Genomic DNA, 19143 nt, shown 5'->3' on the forward strand with positions numbered 1-19143 from the left:
TTTGAGGATAACTGTGTGGAAAACAAGCATATTCACTTAAATTCAGAGCAAACCCCAATGCAGGCGTGGATGAATTACCTGTGTCAGCAGCCGTTTAGGAATGTCGCTTTTGATGCTTCAGCACAAATTTTGATGCAACAGGTACTCGATGCCATTGAGCAAGGCGATAGCTGTATTCCTGCAACTGCAGAACAAGTGGCGGCATTGCAGCATTTGCACATGAACTTGCAGCGCGGCGCTTTAAATCCTGATCCACAAATTGCGCCATTTGTATTTGACGGGCAGCGTTTGTATTTGTATCGCTACTGGAAACTGGAACATCAGGTCGCCAACGATATTTTACGGATTCAGGCGCAGGCACCTTTGTCATTTGAATTACAAACCGATCAGCTTAATTTATTGCAAGATCCACAGCAGCAAAAAGCGTTACAAACTGCGGCAACTCAAAGTTTGAGCATTATTACAGGCGGGCCAGGTACAGGAAAAACCTATACTTTGGCGCATATTATTGCGGTGCTCAATCAAGCTTTACCCAATATTCGAATTGCGATGGCGGCTCCTACAGGCAAGGCGGCACAGCGGATGCAGGAAGCCTTGCAAAATGCTTTAAATAGTCAAGCTTTACAAGCGTTTAATGTCGATGCCTTGCGTCAATTACAACCTGTGACCTTGCATCGTTTATTGGGCTTGGGCAATACAGGCAAGCCACGCTTTCACGCCAAACAGCCTTTACCTTATGATGTGATTGTGGTTGATGAAGCTTCGATGTTGGATTTAAGCCTGTCACAGATGTTATTGGCCGCTATTCCTGCGCAGGCGCGTTTAATTCTGTTGGGTGATGCTAATCAACTGGCTTCAGTCGATGTTGGTAAGGTATTGGCCGATTTACAGCAAGTGCCTGAACTCGCAAATAACCGTGTCAATTTAGTCACTACACGCCGTTTTACCGAAGGGGCTAAAATTGGCGCAATGGCCAAATTCATTCAGCAAGAGCATTCCCTTGCACAGGTTTTGGCTGAGTTTGAACAACAGGTAGTTGCTGCAACCGAGTTGCGCAAAATCAATTTAGCACAAATACAGGTCGATGAAGTTCAGCTTCAATATCTACCTAGTCAAGGCAGTCCAATGTCTGCAACAGATTTGGATGGTTATTATGATCAGCTGATGTATGGTTATGAGGCTTATGTGGCGGTATTAAAAGCACATACCTTGGGCTTAGAACAATCCAGTACAACATTTCAAGCGTATGTTACAGATGTCGTGAATGTATTTGATGATTACCGTATTTTAACCGCAATTCGTCATGGACATTTAGGTCTGAAACAACTGAATGTGCAAATTGAAAAACGCTTGTTGCAACAGTTAAAACAAACAAAACATGGTGACTGGTATGTAGGACGCCCCGTCATGATGACCTATAACGATTATCAACTGGGGTTGTCGAATGGTGATATTGGCATCTGTTTTATGCGAGCGCAGCATGATCAGCGCCAGTTTGAAGTGTATTTTCCAAGCTTAAACAAATGGGTGCCTGCAACTCGCCTGCCTAAGAATATTGAAACTGCATTTGTGCTTACCATTCATAAATCGCAAGGTTCTGAATTTACTCATACCGCTGTGGTGTTAGACGCTTCGGCAAAAAACTTGCTGAGTAAGGAGCTGATCTACACTGCCATTACCCGTGCTAAAAAAGTGGTGAGTTTGTTGGTCGATGTACAAGCTTTGCAGCAAGCTTTGACTATTCGCACCCGTCGTAGCAGTGGTTTGTTAGCCAGAATTGATGACGTTTTAAATTGTTAAGAAAAATAAGCAATGGATGGCTTTGTACGAAATAGCTTACATTGATTCGAGAAATTTGCGCATAGAGATTTCAGTAACTTTTTGAGAAGATGACTTCACACAAAAAGCTCAATAAGGATTTTGAGCACAATCGCAGAATAATAATGATAATTGTCGATCGACAGCGAACTTACAGGACGTGAGTGAAAAGAGGAAACTTACAGCCGCTAAGCCTTGTAGTTTTGGGAGAGACTACAGGGCTTTTTTATGTCTGTAGATTTTGTTGACTTGTACAATACAGACAAAGTTTAGCTGGTGTAAGAAAAAGCTTACAAGTAGATACGAGAAATACGACTTCTTTGACTTTTGTATTATGGCAAAATCTACCACACAAGGAAGTGAAACCCAGAACAGGAATGTTCAGAGAAAAAGACGCGAAAACGCGCAAATAACTACAATAAACAAAACAATAAGAATAACAAGACAAGAAACTACAGCGCAAAAACAGCCCGAGCTCTGCTCGGGCTGTTTTATTTTAAGGGCAAAATATTCCAGTGGATGAAAAGTAGTTGGCAAAATGTGACGCATTATCAATGATATACAATTGTATATTTATTTTCCTTGGATACTTTATATCTAACATGATGAGTATTCCCTTAGCATAAATCATATTTTTTTGAGACATCTAAAAAATTTAAAGCGCGTGTTTGTCGTTCTGTTTTGCAATCGGAACGTTTTTGCCTTAAAATGATGCCCTTGCTGTAGTGATGCACGGCAGTCAATTGAGCAATCAATTGATCGGTATCAAATCTTTTATTAAGCATCTCGGAGAAATCGAATGGCTTTAACAAACGCAGATCGCGCAGAGATCATTGCTAAATTTGCTCGTGCTGAAAACGACACTGGTTCACCAGAAGTTCAAGTAGCGCTTTTAACTGCTCAAATCAATGACTTACAAGGTCACTTCAAAGAGCACAAACACGACCACCATAGCCGTCGCGGTTTAATCCGTATGGTTAACCAACGTCGTAAGTTACTTGACTACCTTAAAGGCAAAGATGTGACTCGTTACAGCGCATTGATTGCTGCTTTAGGTTTACGTCGTTAATTCGATTTAAGCTTTTATTTTCGGACTATTGCATGTTGAATGCTGTATTACTGAAAACTAAAGTATATCTAGCCGTGGCTAGATCAGTGGAAGGGGCGAATGATTCGCTCCTTCTTTGTGTTTAAAATTCGTGTTTCATTCGAGTGAGGTCGGCTTCTAAGCTTTGTCATTTACCTAAAAATTGTATTGTGAATGCCAAACCTTAGGGGTCTCCACGAGAATAATTGTTCACAAGAACTAGGAAAAATAAAACATGTCGATGTTTAATATTATTCGTAAAGAATTCCAATTTGGTCAGCACCAAGTTGTACTGGAAACTGGTCGTGTAGCGCGTCAAGCCAACACGGTAATGATTACTATGGGTGGCGTGACTGTATTGGTTGCAGTGGTTGCTCAACCAACAGCAAAAGCGGGTCAAGATTTCTTCCCACTGACTGTTAACTATCAAGAAAAACAATATGCTGCAGGTCGTATCCCAGGTGGTTATGGTAAGCGTGAAGGCCGTGCTTCTGAAGCAGAAACTTTAATTTCACGTTTAATTGACCGTCCAATTCGTCCGTTGTTCCCAGAAGGTTACTACAACGAAATTCAAGTTACTGCGACTGTTGTATCTTCTGACAAAACCATGGAAGCTGACATTGCTGCAATGTTAGGTACGTCTGCTGCACTTGCAATTGCAGGTACACCGTTCCGTGGCCCAATTGGTGCGGCGCGTGTGGGTTTAATCAACGGCGAATACGTGCTTAACCCGAACTTTGAACAAATGGCGCAATCTGACCTTGACCTTGTGGTTGCAGGTACAGAATCTGCTGTATTGATGGTTGAATCTGAAGCAAAAGAACTTTCAGAAGACCAAATGTTAGGCGCAGTGCTTTACGGTCATGACGAAATGCAAATCGCGATTCAAGCGATCAAAGAATTTGCTGCGGCTGCAGGTGCAACTGAGTCAACTTGGACTGCTCCAGAGAAAAACGAAGACCTTCGTGCAAAACTAAAAGAAGCGTTTGAAGCAAAAATTTCTGAAGCGTACACCATTGCGATCAAACAAGACCGTTATGCTGCATTAGATGCACTTCAAGCAGAAGCAGTTGCGCAATTCGTTCCTGAAAATGACGAAACTGGCATTGCAGATGACTTGAACGAACTCTTTGAAGATCTTAAATACCGTACCGTACGTGACAACATCTTGTCTGGTAAACCACGTATTGATGGTCGTGACACCAAAACCGTTCGTGCGCTTGACGTACAGGTTGGCGTTCTAGACCGTGCGCACGGTTCTGCATTGTTTACCCGTGGTGAAACTCAGGCTTTGGTTACCACCACTTTAGGTAATACACGTGATGCCTTGATGGTTGATACCTTATCGGGTACTAAAACTGACAACTTCATGTTGCACTACAACTTCCCTGCATATTCAGTAGGTGAAACAGGTCGTGAATCTGGCCCTAAACGTCGTGAAATTGGTCATGGTCGTTTGGCACGTCGTGGTGTGCAAGCAGTTCTTCCTGCAGCAGATCGCTTCCCGTATGTGATTCGTATTGTATCCGACATTACTGAGTCTAACGGTTCATCTTCTATGGCGTCTGTTTGTGGTGCATCGTTATCACTTATGGATGCAGGTGTTCCATTGAAAGCACCAGTTGCGGGTATCGCAATGGGCTTAGTGAAAGAAGGCGAGCGTTTCGCTGTGCTTTCTGACATTTTGGGTGATGAAGATCACCTTGGCGACATGGACTTTAAAGTTGCAGGTTCTGCCAACGGTATTACTGCGCTGCAAATGGACATCAAGATTGAAGGCATCACTGAAGAAATCATGGAAGTTGCATTAAACCAAGCTTATGCAGGTCGTATGCATATCTTAAATGCAATGAACCAAGTGATTTCACGTGCGCGTCCAGAAATTTCAATGCATGCGCCTACATTCCAAGTGATCAACATCAACCCAGACAAGATTCGTGACGTAATTGGTAAAGGTGGTGCAACTATCCGCCAAATTACAGAAGAAACGAAAGCGGCAATTGATATTGAAGACAACGGTACAGTGCGCGTATTTGGTGAAACCAAAGCTGCTGCGCAAGCTGCTGTTGCAAAAATTCAGGCTTTAACTGCTGAAATCGAGCCAGGTACAATTTACACAGGTAAAGTGATCCGTATTGTGGAATTCGGTGCGTTCGTCAATATCCTGCCAGGTACTGACGGTTTACTTCACATTTCTCAAATTTCAAATGAGCGTATTGCCAATGTTGCAGACGTGTTGAAAGAAGGTCAGGAAGTGAAAGTACAGGTTGCCGACGTAGACAACCGTGGTCGTATCAAATTAACCATGAAAGACATCGAACAAGCGTAATGCTGTGTTGATGATCTGAAATGGTCAAAAACCCGTATTCAATCTGAATGCGGGTTTTTTATGCTAAAAATTTTGTTGCACCGTACAAAAACCATCTTGGTCACATGAAAAGCGGTATAAATTACAGCCTGTATTTGAAAAGAAGCCTGATGCAGGCTTAAACTGAATACGTCTTAAAATCTCAAAAAACCGTACAAGAAAACTGAAAATAGAGTGCCCGTTCGATGCAAAGTTATTATTTTTATCTGCATACCAATCACAAAACCAATATTTATGTGCAAAAACAGCCAATTGAAGGGCTTGAACCTGAATTTATCTGGATTGATTGCACCCGTGATGATGTGCTTAACCGAGCAGAACAGTGGCAACACGAGATTTTTCAACTCAGTCAATTATCCCTTAATGAATATCATGTGCGCGATATTTTAAATATAGAGCATCCTTGTGGGTTTGATACTTTAGATGATTATGACTTATTGATTTTTCGAAAACTGATCACACCTGAAGACTGTATAGCAACAGGGCAGCAAGTCGGGGAAAAACATGAACGGGTTTTTGGACTGGCTACTACGCCGATGAGCTTTATTATGACACCGCAGATTTTGATTACGGTGCGGGAACAGGGCAATAAAGTCATAGAAAGCTATTTGTCACGTGTGGAAGCTGCGGTACAACGTCCGATTGAAGAACAGAATAAAGCACGTAAATTGGCAGCATCACCGTTAGACTTAACCTTGCGTTTACTGAATTTGGTGGCGGATGATTATTTGGATATTCGTATGCCACTGACCCGCCGTGTGGAATATTGGCAACAAGAGTTGTTGCAGGGGCATCGTCGTTTTACCCGTTGGCATCAATTGCTGCAAGAAAATATGGCGTTTCAGCAAGTTGAAAATTTATGTGAAGAGCAAATTGAAGCCTTGCAGGAGCTGCGTGATGAAATTGTCGATAACTACCCACATTTACGTGGAAAAAAACGTAATGAACGACAGGATATTATTTTGGTACGTTTGGATGATTTGACCAGTCATATTGAACGAATTCAAAAGCATACCATTCGCTTACGTTCTGCAGTGCAAACAGCAATTGATCTGCATTTTTCTGCCATTGCCAACCAAACCAATGAAAATATGCGGATTTTAGCCATCATTACCGCAGTTTTTGCACCTTTGACTTTGTTCACAGGTATTTATGGTATGAACTTTGAGTTTATGCCAGGTTTAAAACATGCACAGGCCTTTTGGATTATGCTGGGTGTAATGATTATGACCACTTTACTGTTGCTGTATTATTTCTATCGACGTCACATGGTGGGGCGGGGTGAAAAAAGTGTGATTGATATGTTGGCGCAACAACATAGCGATCAACACATGAGCTTATTTTGGTTTTTAGACTATGAACCCATTAAGCAAACCGTGAAAGGCACTTTAAAGGAAGTCGAAAAACTGACTAAACTTAAATAATTCAGAAGCTCAACTTGCAGATATGGTAATAGATAAAGTTTTGTATCCGATAGAGATATCACAAGGTCATTCATCGCAAAAGTTGTCCACAGAGCTCAAGAGTTATCCATAGGGCTGATAAGCTTATCCACAGATTGAACGAGATTGCGGATATTAAGCTCAAGATGGCAGATTTTTGAATGGTCTTTGAACACGGGTTTCGGGTTTAAATACGCCATCTTGTTTTGCTTTTTCTTGCTGTGTCCTGTATTTGATTGTATGAGGATTTGCAGTTCAGATCTGTATGTGTGTTAAGCCAACTGATCAATTTGTGCATGACGCAGCAAATGATACATTTCATCTTTCAGTCTTAATTTTTTGCGTTTCAGTGCTTCAATGTCATCATTAATTTGATGCACAGGATCAAGCTCTAACTGGCTGATTTCACGGTCAAGCTGTTCGTGATCTTCAAAAATTTTTGAAAAATGTGGATTGCTGTCGCGTAATCCCTGAATTAAATCACGAAACTCAGGAAACATATTTTTAATCTTCTTGTTGCAGTCTTTGGTTTTCATTGTGTCGATCATTCTCATCAAATAAATTTACGGGCATAAAAAGAAAAACGCTCCAGCAAGGTGATGAAGCACAGAGCTAGAGCGTGAGGATTAACTATGTTGAAAACTTAGATGTTTAACTTGTTTGCGTAATTTTTGCACTTCATCAATCAGGTCAAGCATCATAGCAACAGCTGAAAAACTAGCGTCGAAATCACGTTGCAGCCGATAAGCTTGGCGTGCACGACTGACATCTTCACCAAAAAATTGGTGGATACGTTCGGCAGGGCGGGAAGGCAGGATGTCATATTCTAAAAGTTGTAAGACCCATTCAGGGCTTTGCCCGCAAGCTTCGGCAAATTTTTTTAAATCTAACTGACTAAATTCTTCAATAATTTCTGTGTGTTGTCCGTCTGAAGTGATTTCACGATATAAAATAGTGGTCATGGCATACTCCTTCTGATCGAATTCAAACGAGTTGGCTCGCATGAAATGAGGGATTGCTTTACATCAATAATTGGTAGATATCCAATAAGCGCTTCTCTTTAATTTAGCCTGTATGCGCTGTAATAGAATCAGTTATTTGTATTGCTTTGGTGAAATTCAGCCAATCCTTTGCTGTGCTCAGGTCTGTTATATTGATGCGCTGATTTGGCTTATGCGTATAGATGTTCTATAGATATTAGTCTATTTTTTGTTCAATGCCATCCTTTATTTCAATTATTTGGATTGAACGGTGATGTGGTGTTAAAAATGATTGTTTCAAAATTTAGCAATAAAAAGGGTTCTTGAATAAGAACCCTATAAATCAAAATCTTAGTTTAAGGAATTAGTATTTTACCCATGTCACACTGCGGCCAATCACCGAAACACCTACATAGCCACGTAAGGTTAGACGCTTACCGTTAGCGTTTAAACGTGCTTTACCTTTATAAACTTTACCGCCAATTGGGTCTAAAACATGGCCTTGGATAAATTCACGTGGGTTTTTGGGATCTTGTTTAAAACCCCAAATAAACGGCAAGCCAATAAAAGGTGTGTTCTTTAACTTACCTGGGCAATTGCTGCAAATCACCATTTTTTCAGCACCTGGAATATTACGGGTTTCCACGATAATGCCTTCATTAGTACCATCTGGCTTTTTCTGAATTTCGACATCGGCACGTGAATAACCTGTGCGATCATCAATGGTTTTCCATTTACCAATAAGAGGGTCACTTTGAGCAAAACTCAGACCAGAAAGCGCGGCTAACATTAGCCCTGCTAAAATCCCTTTATAATTTTTTTTCATTAATGTTCCCCAGACATGTTAAGTATTAAAAAAGAATAGAGTAAAAATTCTATTTTGTGCTTTATAACAAGAAAAATCCGAATACGCAAATTGATCATTAAAAAGGTGCAATAAGCATGCAATTAGAGTTTTAGTGAAAATTTAAAATACAAGCGTTTGCATTTACAAAATATTCTAAATGACGCAGAGCTGAGATGGTGATTCTGGAAGGAAGAGTCCTATTGGCTTAAATTTTTGCTTCATCTGTGCTTTTAGCCAACGGTATTGGTGATGCGTGACGCGACTGAATTTTTGTGATTAGGTGAGCTTTTAATATTTCACCCACGTCATTTTATGTCTGGCATGGGTGGCAAGGTCTACATTGGAGAGGGTCAAATGTTTGCCGCTGTTGCTTAAGCGAGCGCGAGTTTTATATTGCTTACCAGTACGTGGGTCTAAATAATCACCTTCATAAAATTCAATTGTATTTCTTGGCGTAGCTTTTGAGTGAGTTAATGGAACAAAACCTAACAGCGGCTTATCTTTATTTTTACACGTGCAGAGTGTGCAATTTTCCAAACGCGGCGCGCAAGGAACTGCACTGAGTTCTATAATTGTAGCGGCATACGCGCCTTGTTTATCCTGACTCATGATCACGTCAGACAATGAAAAATCCGTGCGGTAGTCTAATGTTTTCCACTTGCCTAAAAGTGGGTCTGCATTGGCGGCATAAGCTAAACTTGAACAGTAAATCGCGCTGATGAATGCTAAACGAGAGAAGAATTGGGTGTTCATAAAGTCAATATCCCACAGAAGAAGCAGCCTAATGGCATAAAAAATATAGGATTACTGATACCCTATTGATGCGGTATTTTTTTTAATTGTATGAAAGTTTTATGAAATTAATTACATGAAAAATAAAAAATAATAGGTTTTGAAGATGGCCATCAGGCAAATAAAAATGAGCAAAATGGACTGCTCATTTTTATTGAGTTTTTTGGATTGCATCACATATTAATCATGGCATTCGATCATGCAATTTAGCTGAGATGTTCTCCAAATAAACCCAAGGCTTCTTCGGCACTAAAGCTATATTGTGTGCTGCAGAATTGGCAATCCATAGTAATTGGATTCTGGTATTCCAAAGTTTCCCTTACCGCAGAAACACCAATTTGAATTAATGCATTGGCACAGCGTTCTTTGGAGCAAGTGCAACCAAAACGCAAGGCTTCCACCTCAGGCAAACGGACTTGTTCTTCATTGTATAAACGGTACAAAATTTCATTGACATCTAAATCAGTTAATTCTTCTGCTTTTAAGGTTTCTGTCAGCATGGTCACGCGTGGCCATAAATCTTCATCGACCCGTTGTTGTTCTTCTTCACTGTTACGCGGTAACAATTGAATGAGCAAACCGCCCGCACGTTCGGCATTGCTTGCCAACACAATACGGGTTGGAATTTGTGCAGATAAATCGTAATACTGCATTAAACATTCAGCTAAATTGGCTTTGTCTAAAGGCACGATACCTTGATAACGCTCACCAAATTCAGGTTCGATATTAATAAACAACACAGGACTGACCAAACTTTTCAGGACGGTGCTGCTGTCTTCAGCATGTAAAAAGCGTGGGTCTTCTTCATACTCTGCCAACGCACGAACTTCACCCAAGTGGTTACATTCCGCCATGGCCCATTTAAATGTCCCAGATGCCTGAATTTGTAAGCTAATACGCCCTTTAATTTTTAGGGTACTGGCTAGCAGGGCAGTGGCACAAAGCATTTCTCCCAACAACACTTGTACCGCAGGCACATAATCACGTTGTTTCAAAATGGTTTGCAAAGTTTCTTCGAGATGAACTACTTCACCACGAACAGGGCTATCTTCAATAAAAAAGCGTTGGCGTAAATCAGACATAAAATTCTCCATAACCCTGTTTTAATGGTGGCAATATTGTAAAACACAAGTCAGTTTGCTGCATCACGTGTTACATCTATATGACCGTTATGCAATCCACGTTTTAAATCGACACCCAAGGGCATTTCACGGTTTTGTGCATCACTTTCAAACAGGTGTTCTAGTTCGGCCAAAGCGTTACGATGGGTTTCATACACTTTTTGTTCATCGGTATATATATGCTGCTGTTGTGCCAAGAGTTGTTCATCATAATCACGGAACAGCTCAATACTTTTATATGCATCTTCTTCATTAATACCCAAATCACGTAAAGCCTGATAAGCCATGCCTAAAGAGGATAAATACGTTTCACGCCAAATATAGTTGACGCCCAAATCCCGCAATAAATGCACATGATGCCGATCACGGGCGCGTACCAATAATTTTAGAGCTGGATAATTCAGGCGAATATGTCGTGCCACATTCATTGAATCTTCAATATCATCAATCGCGAGAATAAAGATTTTGGCATGCTCGATGCCTGCGGCACGTAAAATTTCAGGTTGAGTCGCGTCGCCATAATAGACTTTACCGCCGTAATTTCGCACGAAATCAATTTTATCCATATTGCTGTCGATGGCAGTAAAGTGCAGATGCTGCAAGTACGCCACACGGGCAATAATTTGTCCAAAACGACCAAAACCCGCAATAATCATAGGGTGATGTGTATCGGGAATTTCGTCATATTCAGGCGTTTTTTCACGTTCTAGGCGGGGGATAATTTGACTGCTCATCAACCAATATAAAATTGGGGTCAGCACCATCGATAAAGTCACAATTAAGGTCAGGGGTTGCAGCATGGCTTGGCTGAGCACACTTTCACTTTGTGCGACACTGAGGACCACAAAGGCAAACTCACCGCCTTGTGCCAAGCAAGTCGCCAACAATAAACTATTGCGCCAAGAATATTGGAAATAGCGGGCAATGGCCGTGAGGCTAATCAGTTTGATGAGCATGAGCAGCAATGCACCGCCCACAATCAGCCAAGGGGTATTCATTAAGATTGCTAGTTCCGTACTCATCCCGACTGTCATAAAAAATAAGCCCAGTAATAGGCCTTTGAATGGGGCAATACTGGCTTCTAACTCATGTCTAAACTCGGAATCTGCCAACAAGACGCCTGTTAAAAATGCGCCTAAGGTGGTGCTAATGCCCAGTACATCCATAATGCTGACCACGCCAAGCACAATGAACAACCCGACAGCCGTGATCAGTTCATGTGCGCCACTTTTGGCCACAAAGCGAAAAAATGGACGCATGAGATAACGACTAAATAAGAATAGACCACTAAAGGTCGCGATGATCGCAGCAAAATAGGCAATGCCATGATGGGTCGATTCTGCACCTGCCAACATGGGAATAATGGCAATTAATGGAATGGCAGCAATATCTTGAAATAGCAGAATGGAAAAGGATTGTTGTCCATAACTACTGCTGAGTTCCTGCTTTTCTTGCAACATCTGTAGCACAAAGGCCGTAGACGAAAGTGCCAGTGCAAAACCGATCACCACACTTGAGGCAATGCCTTGCTGTAAGGCAAAAAAAGCCAAGATTGCAAGTAGAATACCCGTGATGCCGACCTGTAAACTACCCAAAACAAAAATGGGCTTGCGCATTTCCCACAGCCGTTGTGGACGCAGTTCTAAGCCAATAATAAACATCAGGAACACCACACCATATTCTGCCAGTTCCTGAATATCATCGGGGTCGCTGGCAATATTGAAGACGCTAGGCCCTAGCAAAATGCCTGTAAACAAATAGCCCAATACGGTCGCAATACCAAAGCGTTTTAGTAAGGGAACCAAAACCAATGAAGCGCCTAGAAAAATGGTTATTTGTAACAATAAGGACATGTGGTCATCCAAAGTTTAAAGCGGTGGATTATTGAAATAAGTGCTGATACAGCTAAGTTTCAATTTACAGTATTAGCTAAATTCTTGCGGATCTATATCTAAACTTAGTTTCATGCTGGATGGCTTTTCATGCAACATATTTTGCCACCAGTTCCTGATATAAAAATGTAAGCGTGCCCGATCTTTAGACAACAACACCATATGTGCATGGAAACGTCCTGCTTTACGCTCCATTGGCGCAGGAATCGGTCCCCAAATTTCAATTAATTGTTCTGAATGTTCTCTAAGCCATTGTGCATGTTGTTGTAAAAATTGCTGGTTTAATTCCTGACTTTTAGATTCACAACGAATCAAAGCACTGTAACGATAAGGCGGTAATTGTGCAGCTTTGCGTTCTTTTAAACTTTGTTTGGCAAACTTGCGGTAATCTCCCTCGACTAATGTCGTGAGAAGTGGATGATCGGGACGCACACTTTGCAAATAAACATCACCTTTATGCTCACCACGCCCTGCACGTCCCGCCACTTGCACAATCAGTTGAGCTGTGCGTTCAGGTGCGCGAATATCCACACTAAGTAAGCCTGAATCAATATCTAAAATTGCCACCAAGGTCACATACGGAAAATGATGCCCTTTGGCCAGCATTTGCGTGCCCAATAAAATTAGCGGTTCACTGCGTTGGATGCGGTCATAAATTTTTTGCCAACTTCCTACTCGGCTGGTCGAGTCCCGATCTACCCGAATGACGTCTACAGTTGGAAACAGCTCATTTAAACTGTCTTCGACTTTTGCAGTGCCCATGCCAATTGGTTTGAGTTCTGTATGGTTGCAGGCAGGGCATTGCTCAGGTTTACGATGAATTGTACCGCAGTGGTGGCAATGTAAATGCGTATAAGGTTGATGATGCAAGGTAAAGTTGGCATCACAATTCGGGCATTTGGCTTGCCATGCGCAGCTTTCACAAATCAGCACAGGTGCATAGCCGCGTCGGTTTAAAAACACCAAGACTTGTTCTTTTTTGGCCAGACGTTTTTTGATTTCATCAATCAATTGTTGGCTAATACCGTGCTGTTTTTTGGCAATTTTTAAATCAATCAAGTGGATTTTGGGCATGAGTGCCGTGCCAGCACGTTGATTTAACTCCAGACATTGCATTTTACCTTGATCGACTAAGGCATAGCTGTCAACGCTTGGAGTCGCCGAACCTAAAATAACGGGGCAATTTTCCAGATGGGCACGATAGAGCGCAACATCACGAGCATGGTAGCGAAAACCTTCCTGCTGTTTAAAAGACAGGTCGTGTTCTTCATCCAAAATAATCAAGCCTAAATTTGGCAATGGGGTATAAATGGCTGAGCGTGTACCTAAAATAATTGAGGCTTTACCCGTTTGAGCGGCTTGCCATGCCTGCAAACGCTTGGAATCATTTAAACCTGAATGTAAGAGGGCAATGTGGCAATGAAAACGTGACTGGAAACGGCTAATGGTTTGTGGCGTTAGACCAATTTCAGGCACTAACACCAACACCTGTTTGCCCTGTTTCAGCACCTCATACATGATGTGCAAATACACTTCAGTTTTGCCGCTGCCCGTTAAACCATCTAGCAAAAATGCCTTATATTGCTGTCGTACTTTAAGTACAGTGTCAATTGCTTTTTTCTGATCTGGATTAGGGGTTAAAGGCATTTGCGCCAAAGTCACGGGCATCGGGCTAAAATCTTGGGCTTCCAAAACACATGCGCAAATTTCTTTATTTGCCAAGGCTTTTAGAGTTGCAGTTTCAATACCTGCCAAATTTAAAATATTTTCAGAAGTGCCTGAAGGATGCAGCTTTAAAATTTTATAGGCTTGTTGTTGTTTTTCCGAACGTGTAATTTTGACTTCGGCATGTGCATCCAATAATTTCCAAGTGCGTGCCAATAAATTATAGGGTTTGGCTTGGCGCAATAAACTTGGCAAGGCGCTTTGCATCACCTCACCAATCGGGAATTGATAATATTGTGCCGACCATGTCAACAAAGTTAAAACTTTAGGGTCTAAAATCGCTTGCTCATCTAACAGTTCGCTAATGGCTTTGAGTTTAAAACGTGGATCAATTGGAGTATCGAGTGCTAGTTTTTCGACAATAATCCCGACCAAGTTTTGCCGACCAAAAGAAACCAAGACCCGCGCGCCTACTTCTGCTTGCTGATATTGAGCTGCACTGAGCATATAATCGAAGCAGTCGTAAAGATACACAGGCACAGCCACTCGAATACGATAAACAGGCTGTGGGGCTAAAGTGGAATCTGGCATAGAAAAAGTCGTATCGTCCTGTGAAAATGGCTTCGTGCTCGACTTTGGCATGTGTTAGAGTGAGCACAGAATTTGTATCTAAGAATATGAATGATTTTAGTGGTCAGACGCAACCGCGTTGCAAGAAATTTTGGAAAATTAGAGCATTACAATGCCAGCATATCAATTTACGGCCATTGACGCTTCAGGGAAGCAGCAAAAAGGTGTTTTAGAGGGTGATTCTGCACGACAAATCCGTCAGCAATTACGCGACAAAGAATGGATTCCTGTCAGTGTCGATGCCGTTGAACAAAAAGATAAACACAGTGGCAAACAGTGGTTTAAGAAAAAAATCACAGCCTATGATTTGGCTTTGCTGACCCGTCAGTTATCGGTTTTGGTGGCTGCTGCGATTCCTTTAGAAGAAGCCGTTCGTGCTGTGGGTAAACAAAGTGAAAAAGCCCATGTGCAAAATTTGCTGATGTCGGTGCGTTCCAAAGTATTGGAAGGTTATTCATTGGCCAATGCTTTACAACAATCGGGGCGTTTTCCAGATTTATATATTGCCACTATTGCAGCAGGCGAGCGTTCGGGGCATTTGGATTTAATTTTGGAACAATTGGCAGATTACACCGAAAACCGCTTTGCCATGCAGAAAAAAATTCAAGGGGCGATGATTTATCCCATCATTTTAATGCTGATGTCTTTTGCGATTGTGATGGGTCTAATGACCTATGTCGTACCCGATATTGTTAAAACCTTTGATCAAAGTAAAGACGCCTTGCCGTGGATCACTGTGGCATTAATGAAAGCCAGTGACTTTATTCGTGTTGCATGGCCGTTTTTACTGGTGGTTTGTGTGGTCGGAGTATTGTTTTTGGCGCGTTTTTTACGCACCACCGCAGGACATTATGCCTTTGACCGTTTAACCTTAAAGTTGCCGTTATTTGCAAAATTATCACGTGGGATTAATGCTGCCCGTTTTGCCAGTACCTTGTCTATTTTGACTCAGTCGGGTGTGCCTTTGGTGGATGCGCTAAAAATTGGTGCTGCGGTCAGTAACAACTGGGTCATTCGAGATGCGGTCAATTTGGCAGCAGAAAAAGTCACTGAAGGTGGCAACTTGGCGACGCAATTGGAGCGTAGTGGTTATTTCCCACCGATGATGGTACAAATGATCAAAAGTGGTGAAGCTTCGGGCGAGTTAGACCGTATGCTGTCACGTGCTTCAGATATGCAAGACCGTGAAGTGACTACGCTTATTTCCACCCTTTTGGCACTATTAGAACCGTTGATGTTGGTACTGATGGCGAGTATTGTACTGGTGATTGTGATTGCGGTCATGCTGCCAATTGTGAATATGAACAATATGATTTAAATCAATTTAAAGCATGGTTCTTCAAACTGAACCGAAAATAAATGTCGAATTGATATCAATAAATGAGAGAGATGGAATGAAACAGAAGCAATCGAGCAAACAGTCAGGTTTTACCCTGATTGAAGTCATGGTGGTGATTGTAATTTTAGGTGTGTTGGCGGCTTTAATCGTACCGAATGTAATGGGACGTGGTGAAAAAGCCAAAGTCGATACCACGGTAATTACCTTAAAAGGTGTGGCTGGCGCACTCGATCAATACAAACTTGATAATCAAAAATATCCCTCTATGCAAGATGGTGGTTTAGATGCCTTGGTGAATCAGCCTGCTTCGGCTAAAAACTGGTTGCCAGGCGGTTATGTGAAAGGAGGCTATCCGAAAGACAGCTGGGACAATGACATTCAATATGTGATTCCAGGTTCAGAAGGTCGTCCGTTTGACTTGTATTCTTTTGGTGCAGATGGTCAGCAAGGTGGTGAAGGCACCGATGCCGATATTTATTATCAGCCTTAATGGAAATGGAAGATGGGCTGAATCTGTATATCCTGATTTAGTGAGTTTCCATAAAAAAACCGAGCATTAAGCGCTCGGTTTTTTTTTGAATGGTCGTTTCTAAGCACTATTGAACAGTACTATTAACGACGTGATTTAAACGATACATCTACCTGACGTGGTCGATAAATCCACCCTAGAATTAACAACAGCAATGAGAAAATCAGCACAGGCCAATCGCTGAGTTGAGTGTACAGCGTTTGACCTTGCATGGCAGGCAGATCTCCACGCAGTACAAACTCCTGATCCATTGGCGCTTGTTTGACAATATGTCCATGATGGTCAATAAATGCAGTCACCCCTGTATTGGTGGCACGAATAAACCAACGTCCATTTTCTTTGGCACGCATTTGTACCATTTGTAAATGTTGCAACGGCCCTGCAGTACCCGTAAACCAAGCATCATTGGATACTGTTACTAAAAAGTCACTTTTGCTGGCATTGCGACGGGTTAGGTTTGGATAAGCCACTTCATAACAAATGGCTGCCCCTAAATGATGCTGTTTAATTGCCAGTGGTTTTTGCTCAGATGCACCACGTGAGAAGCCACTCATGGATGGGTCATTTTGCATCGCAGGCAATACCCAGCTGAGTAAACCTGAAAGCGGAATATATTCGCCAAAAGGCACCAGACGTTGCTTTTTATATAATCCTTCTGCCGCATCTCCCGTTGCCATAATGCTGTTGTAATACATGGGATGTTGCTGCACTTGTGATTCAGGCAAGTCCCAATACGGAATACCCGTCACCCACGAACTGCCTGTTTTTTCAGCCTGTGTTTTCATGGCATCCAAAAACGGTTCAATATCGGTCTGGAACATTGGAATGGACGATTCAGGCCAGACAATAATATCGCGTCCCCATTCAGTTCGGGTTAAGCGGGTATAAATTTCCAAGGTCTTGATTTGGTATTCGGTGAGCCATTTTAAGTCTTGAGGGATGTTACCTTGAATCAGAGAAACCGAGAGCGGCTTTTCAGATTTTGCAGTTACAAAACTGATCTGCGCTGCCCCCCATGCACCCAAGAGTAAAATTGCCGATGGAATCAGCCAGAAGATACGCTTTTTAAGGACTTCAACCRACGCACAGGCCAGTAGAATGACCGCAAAAGACACGCCGAAAATACCAAACAGTGGTGCATAGCTATCCAAAAAGCGTTCAGTGAAAGCATAACCTGCAAACAGCCACGGAAAACCTGTAAAGACCCAAGTTTTTGCCCATTCAAACAACACCCAGAGCGGTGCAAAAGTCAGGGGTGTTTCAGGGAAAAATCGACGATACAACCAAGTTTGTATGGCAGTAAATAACCCCATTAACAGCGCCATAATGACAATCATCAGTACGCTTAGAAAGGCATTGGTGTCGCCATAGACATGAATAGAGGTGTAGAGCCAAAAAACCCCGACAAACCACAGTCCAATCCCATAAGACCAACCAATCAAAAAGGCCTGTTTCGGGGTGCGTTTGCTTAAGGTCGCATACAGTAAAGCGGGAGAAAGTAAGGCAATCCACCAATAATGATAGGGAGCAAGTGCAAAACTAAACACTGAACCCGCCAATAGAGCAATGATTAATGGATAAATTAAGGGTAGTTGTTGATGTTCTGCAGGATTAGACAGCTTGGAAAAAAAAGTCCTCATTGACGTACGGCTCGAATCAGATGAATAGTGCGGGCATCTGCTTCAAGAATGGTGAATTCCCAATTGCCAATCACAATCACTTGCCCTTGCAAATCACTCACCAAACCAATTTTCTGAAGCAATAAACCACCCACAGTTTCTACTTCATCGTCAGAAAAATCTGCATCTAAAACATTATTAAAATGTTCGATTGGTGTAAGTGCTTGTACTAACCAAGTATTTGCAGTTTTTGGGTCGTTATCGGGGATAATGTATTCTGCTTCTTCGTCAATATTGTCGTGTTCATCTTCAATTTCACCGACAATTTCTTCCAAAATATCTTCTAAAGTAACCAAGCCCGAAGTGGTGCCATACTCATCAATTACTACCGCAATATGGGTTTGGGTATTTTTGAGCATACGCAATACTTGGTCTGAACGAGCACTTTCAGGCACAAATAACGGCTGACGCATTAAGGCACGTATATCAACTTTAGTGCTTTGTTCGGTCAGTAAAGGCAATAAGTCTTTGGCTAATAAAATCCCCACCACGTTGTCGGGTTGATCAGATGAGAACACAGGAAAACGTGAATGTGCTGATTCGACCAGTACATGCAAAATATCGAGTAGCTCATCATCTTCCTGTAAGCTAATCATTGTGGTACGTGGGGTCATGACTTCACGGATTTTGGTGGCAGGTAAATCTAGAACACCCTCGAGCATTGCCACCGTATCGGGTTCTAAAAAACGACGTGAATCTTGTACTAATTTTAGCAATTCATCGCGGGTTTCTGGTGCTGTGCCTAACCATTTTCTTAGGCCACGCATACCCCACGATGGGCCTGATTCCTCGTGCATGATCTTTCCTAAAGACTCTTTATATCTAAAAAACTTAGCTTAATCATACCTTAGAAAATACAGTTGTCTATTGCTAATCTTGGTAGAAAATGACGGCAATTACGTCACGCAGGTGTGCTGCTTTGCGTATTGGGAACACATAAAACAAGGCTGCGCT

General features: G+C 42.0%; 15 protein-coding genes. 6 read left to right on the forward strand and 9 right to left on the reverse strand.

The window, feature by feature from the left end:
• Nucleotides 1–15: 15 nt before the first annotated feature.
• The 4 genes from recD (at nucleotide 16) to BJN41_RS07885 (ending at nucleotide 6697) form a co-directional block, all read left to right on the forward strand.
• Nucleotides 16–1800 carry an exodeoxyribonuclease V subunit alpha gene (recD, locus tag BJN41_RS07870; RefSeq protein WP_070154460.1) on the forward strand — a complete coding sequence of 595 codons (1785 nt, stop codon included), beginning with the start codon at nucleotides 16–18 and terminating at the stop codon, nucleotides 1798–1800.
• A gap of 817 nt (nucleotides 1801–2617) precedes the next feature.
• The gene (gene rpsO, locus BJN41_RS07875) at nucleotides 2618–2887 is read left to right on the forward strand and encodes a 30S ribosomal protein S15 (RefSeq protein WP_004975922.1); all 270 of its coding nucleotides are present in this window, start codon (nucleotides 2618–2620) and stop codon (nucleotides 2885–2887) included.
• Nucleotides 2888–3146: 259 nt separating this feature from the next.
• Nucleotides 3147–5234 carry a polyribonucleotide nucleotidyltransferase gene (pnp, locus tag BJN41_RS07880; RefSeq protein ID WP_171257431.1) on the forward strand — a complete coding sequence of 696 codons (2088 nt, stop codon included), beginning with the start codon at nucleotides 3147–3149 and terminating at the stop codon, nucleotides 5232–5234.
• A 224-nt stretch (nucleotides 5235–5458) separates the two neighbouring features.
• Entirely contained in the window at nucleotides 5459–6697 is a 1239-nt protein-coding gene (locus BJN41_RS07885; protein ID WP_070154391.1) for a magnesium transporter CorA family protein, read from the forward strand.
• Nucleotides 6698–6987: 290 nt separating this feature from the next.
• Here the strand turns inward: BJN41_RS07885 and BJN41_RS07890 are convergent, their stop codons facing one another.
• The 7 genes from BJN41_RS07890 to BJN41_RS07920 all read right to left on the reverse strand — a co-directional run bounded on the left by BJN41_RS07890 (nucleotide 6988) and on the right by BJN41_RS07920 (nucleotide 14603).
• Nucleotides 6988–7251 carry a YdcH family protein gene (locus BJN41_RS07890; protein ID WP_070154393.1) on the reverse strand — a complete coding sequence of 88 codons (264 nt, stop codon included), beginning with the start codon at nucleotides 7249–7251 and terminating at the stop codon, nucleotides 6988–6990.
• A gap of 90 nt (nucleotides 7252–7341) precedes the next feature.
• A complete protein-coding gene (locus tag BJN41_RS07895; RefSeq protein WP_026437978.1) occupies nucleotides 7342–7677 on the reverse strand; it encodes a chaperone modulator CbpM in 336 nt (111 codons plus the stop codon).
• 382 nt (nucleotides 7678–8059) lie between these two features.
• Nucleotides 8060–8521: a DUF2147 domain-containing protein gene (locus BJN41_RS07900; RefSeq protein WP_070154395.1), complete on the reverse strand. Its 462-nt coding sequence runs from the start codon at nucleotides 8519–8521 to the stop codon at nucleotides 8060–8062.
• A gap of 309 nt (nucleotides 8522–8830) precedes the next feature.
• Nucleotides 8831–9295 carry a DUF2147 domain-containing protein gene (locus BJN41_RS07905; protein ID WP_070154397.1) on the reverse strand — a complete coding sequence of 155 codons (465 nt, stop codon included), beginning with the start codon at nucleotides 9293–9295 and terminating at the stop codon, nucleotides 8831–8833.
• Nucleotides 9296–9540: 245 nt separating this feature from the next.
• Nucleotides 9541–10416, reverse strand: coding sequence for an Hsp33 family molecular chaperone HslO (hslO, locus tag BJN41_RS07910; protein WP_070154399.1), 876 nt, complete (start codon nucleotides 10414–10416; stop codon nucleotides 9541–9543).
• Nucleotides 10417–10466: 50 nt separating this feature from the next.
• Nucleotides 10467–12308, reverse strand: a complete 1842-nt coding sequence (locus BJN41_RS07915) for a monovalent cation:proton antiporter-2 (CPA2) family protein (protein ID WP_070154401.1) — start codon at nucleotides 12306–12308, stop codon at nucleotides 10467–10469.
• Nucleotides 12309–12380: 72 nt separating this feature from the next.
• Entirely contained in the window at nucleotides 12381–14603 is a 2223-nt protein-coding gene (locus tag BJN41_RS07920) for a primosomal protein N' (RefSeq protein WP_070154402.1), read from the reverse strand.
• Between the two features lie 151 nt (nucleotides 14604–14754).
• Between BJN41_RS07920 and gspF the strand changes: the two genes are divergently transcribed.
• Together gspF and gspG are read left to right on the forward strand one after the other, a co-directional pair.
• Entirely contained in the window at nucleotides 14755–15960 is a 1206-nt protein-coding gene (gene gspF / locus BJN41_RS07925; protein WP_019836049.1) for a type II secretion system inner membrane protein GspF, read from the forward strand.
• A 76-nt stretch (nucleotides 15961–16036) separates the two neighbouring features.
• Complete coding sequence (gene gspG / locus BJN41_RS07930; protein ID WP_019836048.1) at nucleotides 16037–16471, forward strand: type II secretion system major pseudopilin GspG; 435 nt, start codon at nucleotides 16037–16039, stop codon at nucleotides 16469–16471.
• Between the two features lie 122 nt (nucleotides 16472–16593).
• On the opposite strand, the gene lnt is transcribed toward gspG, so the two are convergent.
• The gene (lnt, locus tag BJN41_RS07935) at nucleotides 16594–18150 is read right to left on the reverse strand and encodes an apolipoprotein N-acyltransferase (RefSeq protein WP_070154404.1); all 1557 of its coding nucleotides are present in this window, start codon (nucleotides 18148–18150) and stop codon (nucleotides 16594–16596) included.
• Entirely contained in the window at nucleotides 18147–18986 is an 840-nt protein-coding gene (locus tag BJN41_RS07940; protein ID WP_019836047.1) for a CBS domain-containing protein, read from the reverse strand. The genes lnt and BJN41_RS07940 overlap by 4 nt, the downstream gene beginning before the upstream one ends.
• Nucleotides 18987–19143: the final 157 nt, after the last annotated feature.

The sequence above is a fragment of the Acinetobacter towneri genome, from assembly GCF_001758345.1.
GTDB classification, from domain to species: Bacteria; Pseudomonadota; Gammaproteobacteria; order Pseudomonadales; family Moraxellaceae; genus Acinetobacter; species Acinetobacter towneri_A.

Coding starts and splice junctions, on each gene's coding strand:
- BJN41_RS07905 (WP_070154397.1), bottom strand. CDS start 9,295: ATGAACACCCAATTCTTCTCTCGTTTAGCATTCATCAGCGCGATTTAC.
- BJN41_RS07895 (WP_026437978.1), bottom strand. CDS start 7,677: ATGACCACTATTTTATATCGTGAAATCACTTCAGACGGACAACACACA.
- BJN41_RS07920 (WP_070154402.1), bottom strand. CDS start 14,603: ATGCCAGATTCCACTTTAGCCCCACAGCCTGTTTATCGTATTCGAGTG.
- pnp (WP_171257431.1), top strand. CDS start 3,147: ATGTTTAATATTATTCGTAAAGAATTCCAATTTGGTCAGCACCAAGTT.
- BJN41_RS07885 (WP_070154391.1), top strand. CDS start 5,459: ATGCAAAGTTATTATTTTTATCTGCATACCAATCACAAAACCAATATT.
- BJN41_RS07890 (WP_070154393.1), bottom strand. CDS start 7,251: ATGAAAACCAAAGACTGCAACAAGAAGATTAAAAATATGTTTCCTGAG.
- BJN41_RS07940 (WP_019836047.1), bottom strand. CDS start 18,986: ATGCACGAGGAATCAGGCCCATCGTGGGGTATGCGTGGCCTAAGAAAA.
- rpsO (WP_004975922.1), top strand. CDS start 2,618: ATGGCTTTAACAAACGCAGATCGCGCAGAGATCATTGCTAAATTTGCT.
- gspG (WP_019836048.1), top strand. CDS start 16,037: ATGAAACAGAAGCAATCGAGCAAACAGTCAGGTTTTACCCTGATTGAA.
- gspF (WP_019836049.1), top strand. CDS start 14,755: ATGCCAGCATATCAATTTACGGCCATTGACGCTTCAGGGAAGCAGCAA.
- BJN41_RS07915 (WP_070154401.1), bottom strand. CDS start 12,308: ATGTCCTTATTGTTACAAATAACCATTTTTCTAGGCGCTTCATTGGTT.
- hslO (WP_070154399.1), bottom strand. CDS start 10,416: ATGTCTGATTTACGCCAACGCTTTTTTATTGAAGATAGCCCTGTTCGT.
- BJN41_RS07900 (WP_070154395.1), bottom strand. CDS start 8,521: ATGAAAAAAAATTATAAAGGGATTTTAGCAGGGCTAATGTTAGCCGCG.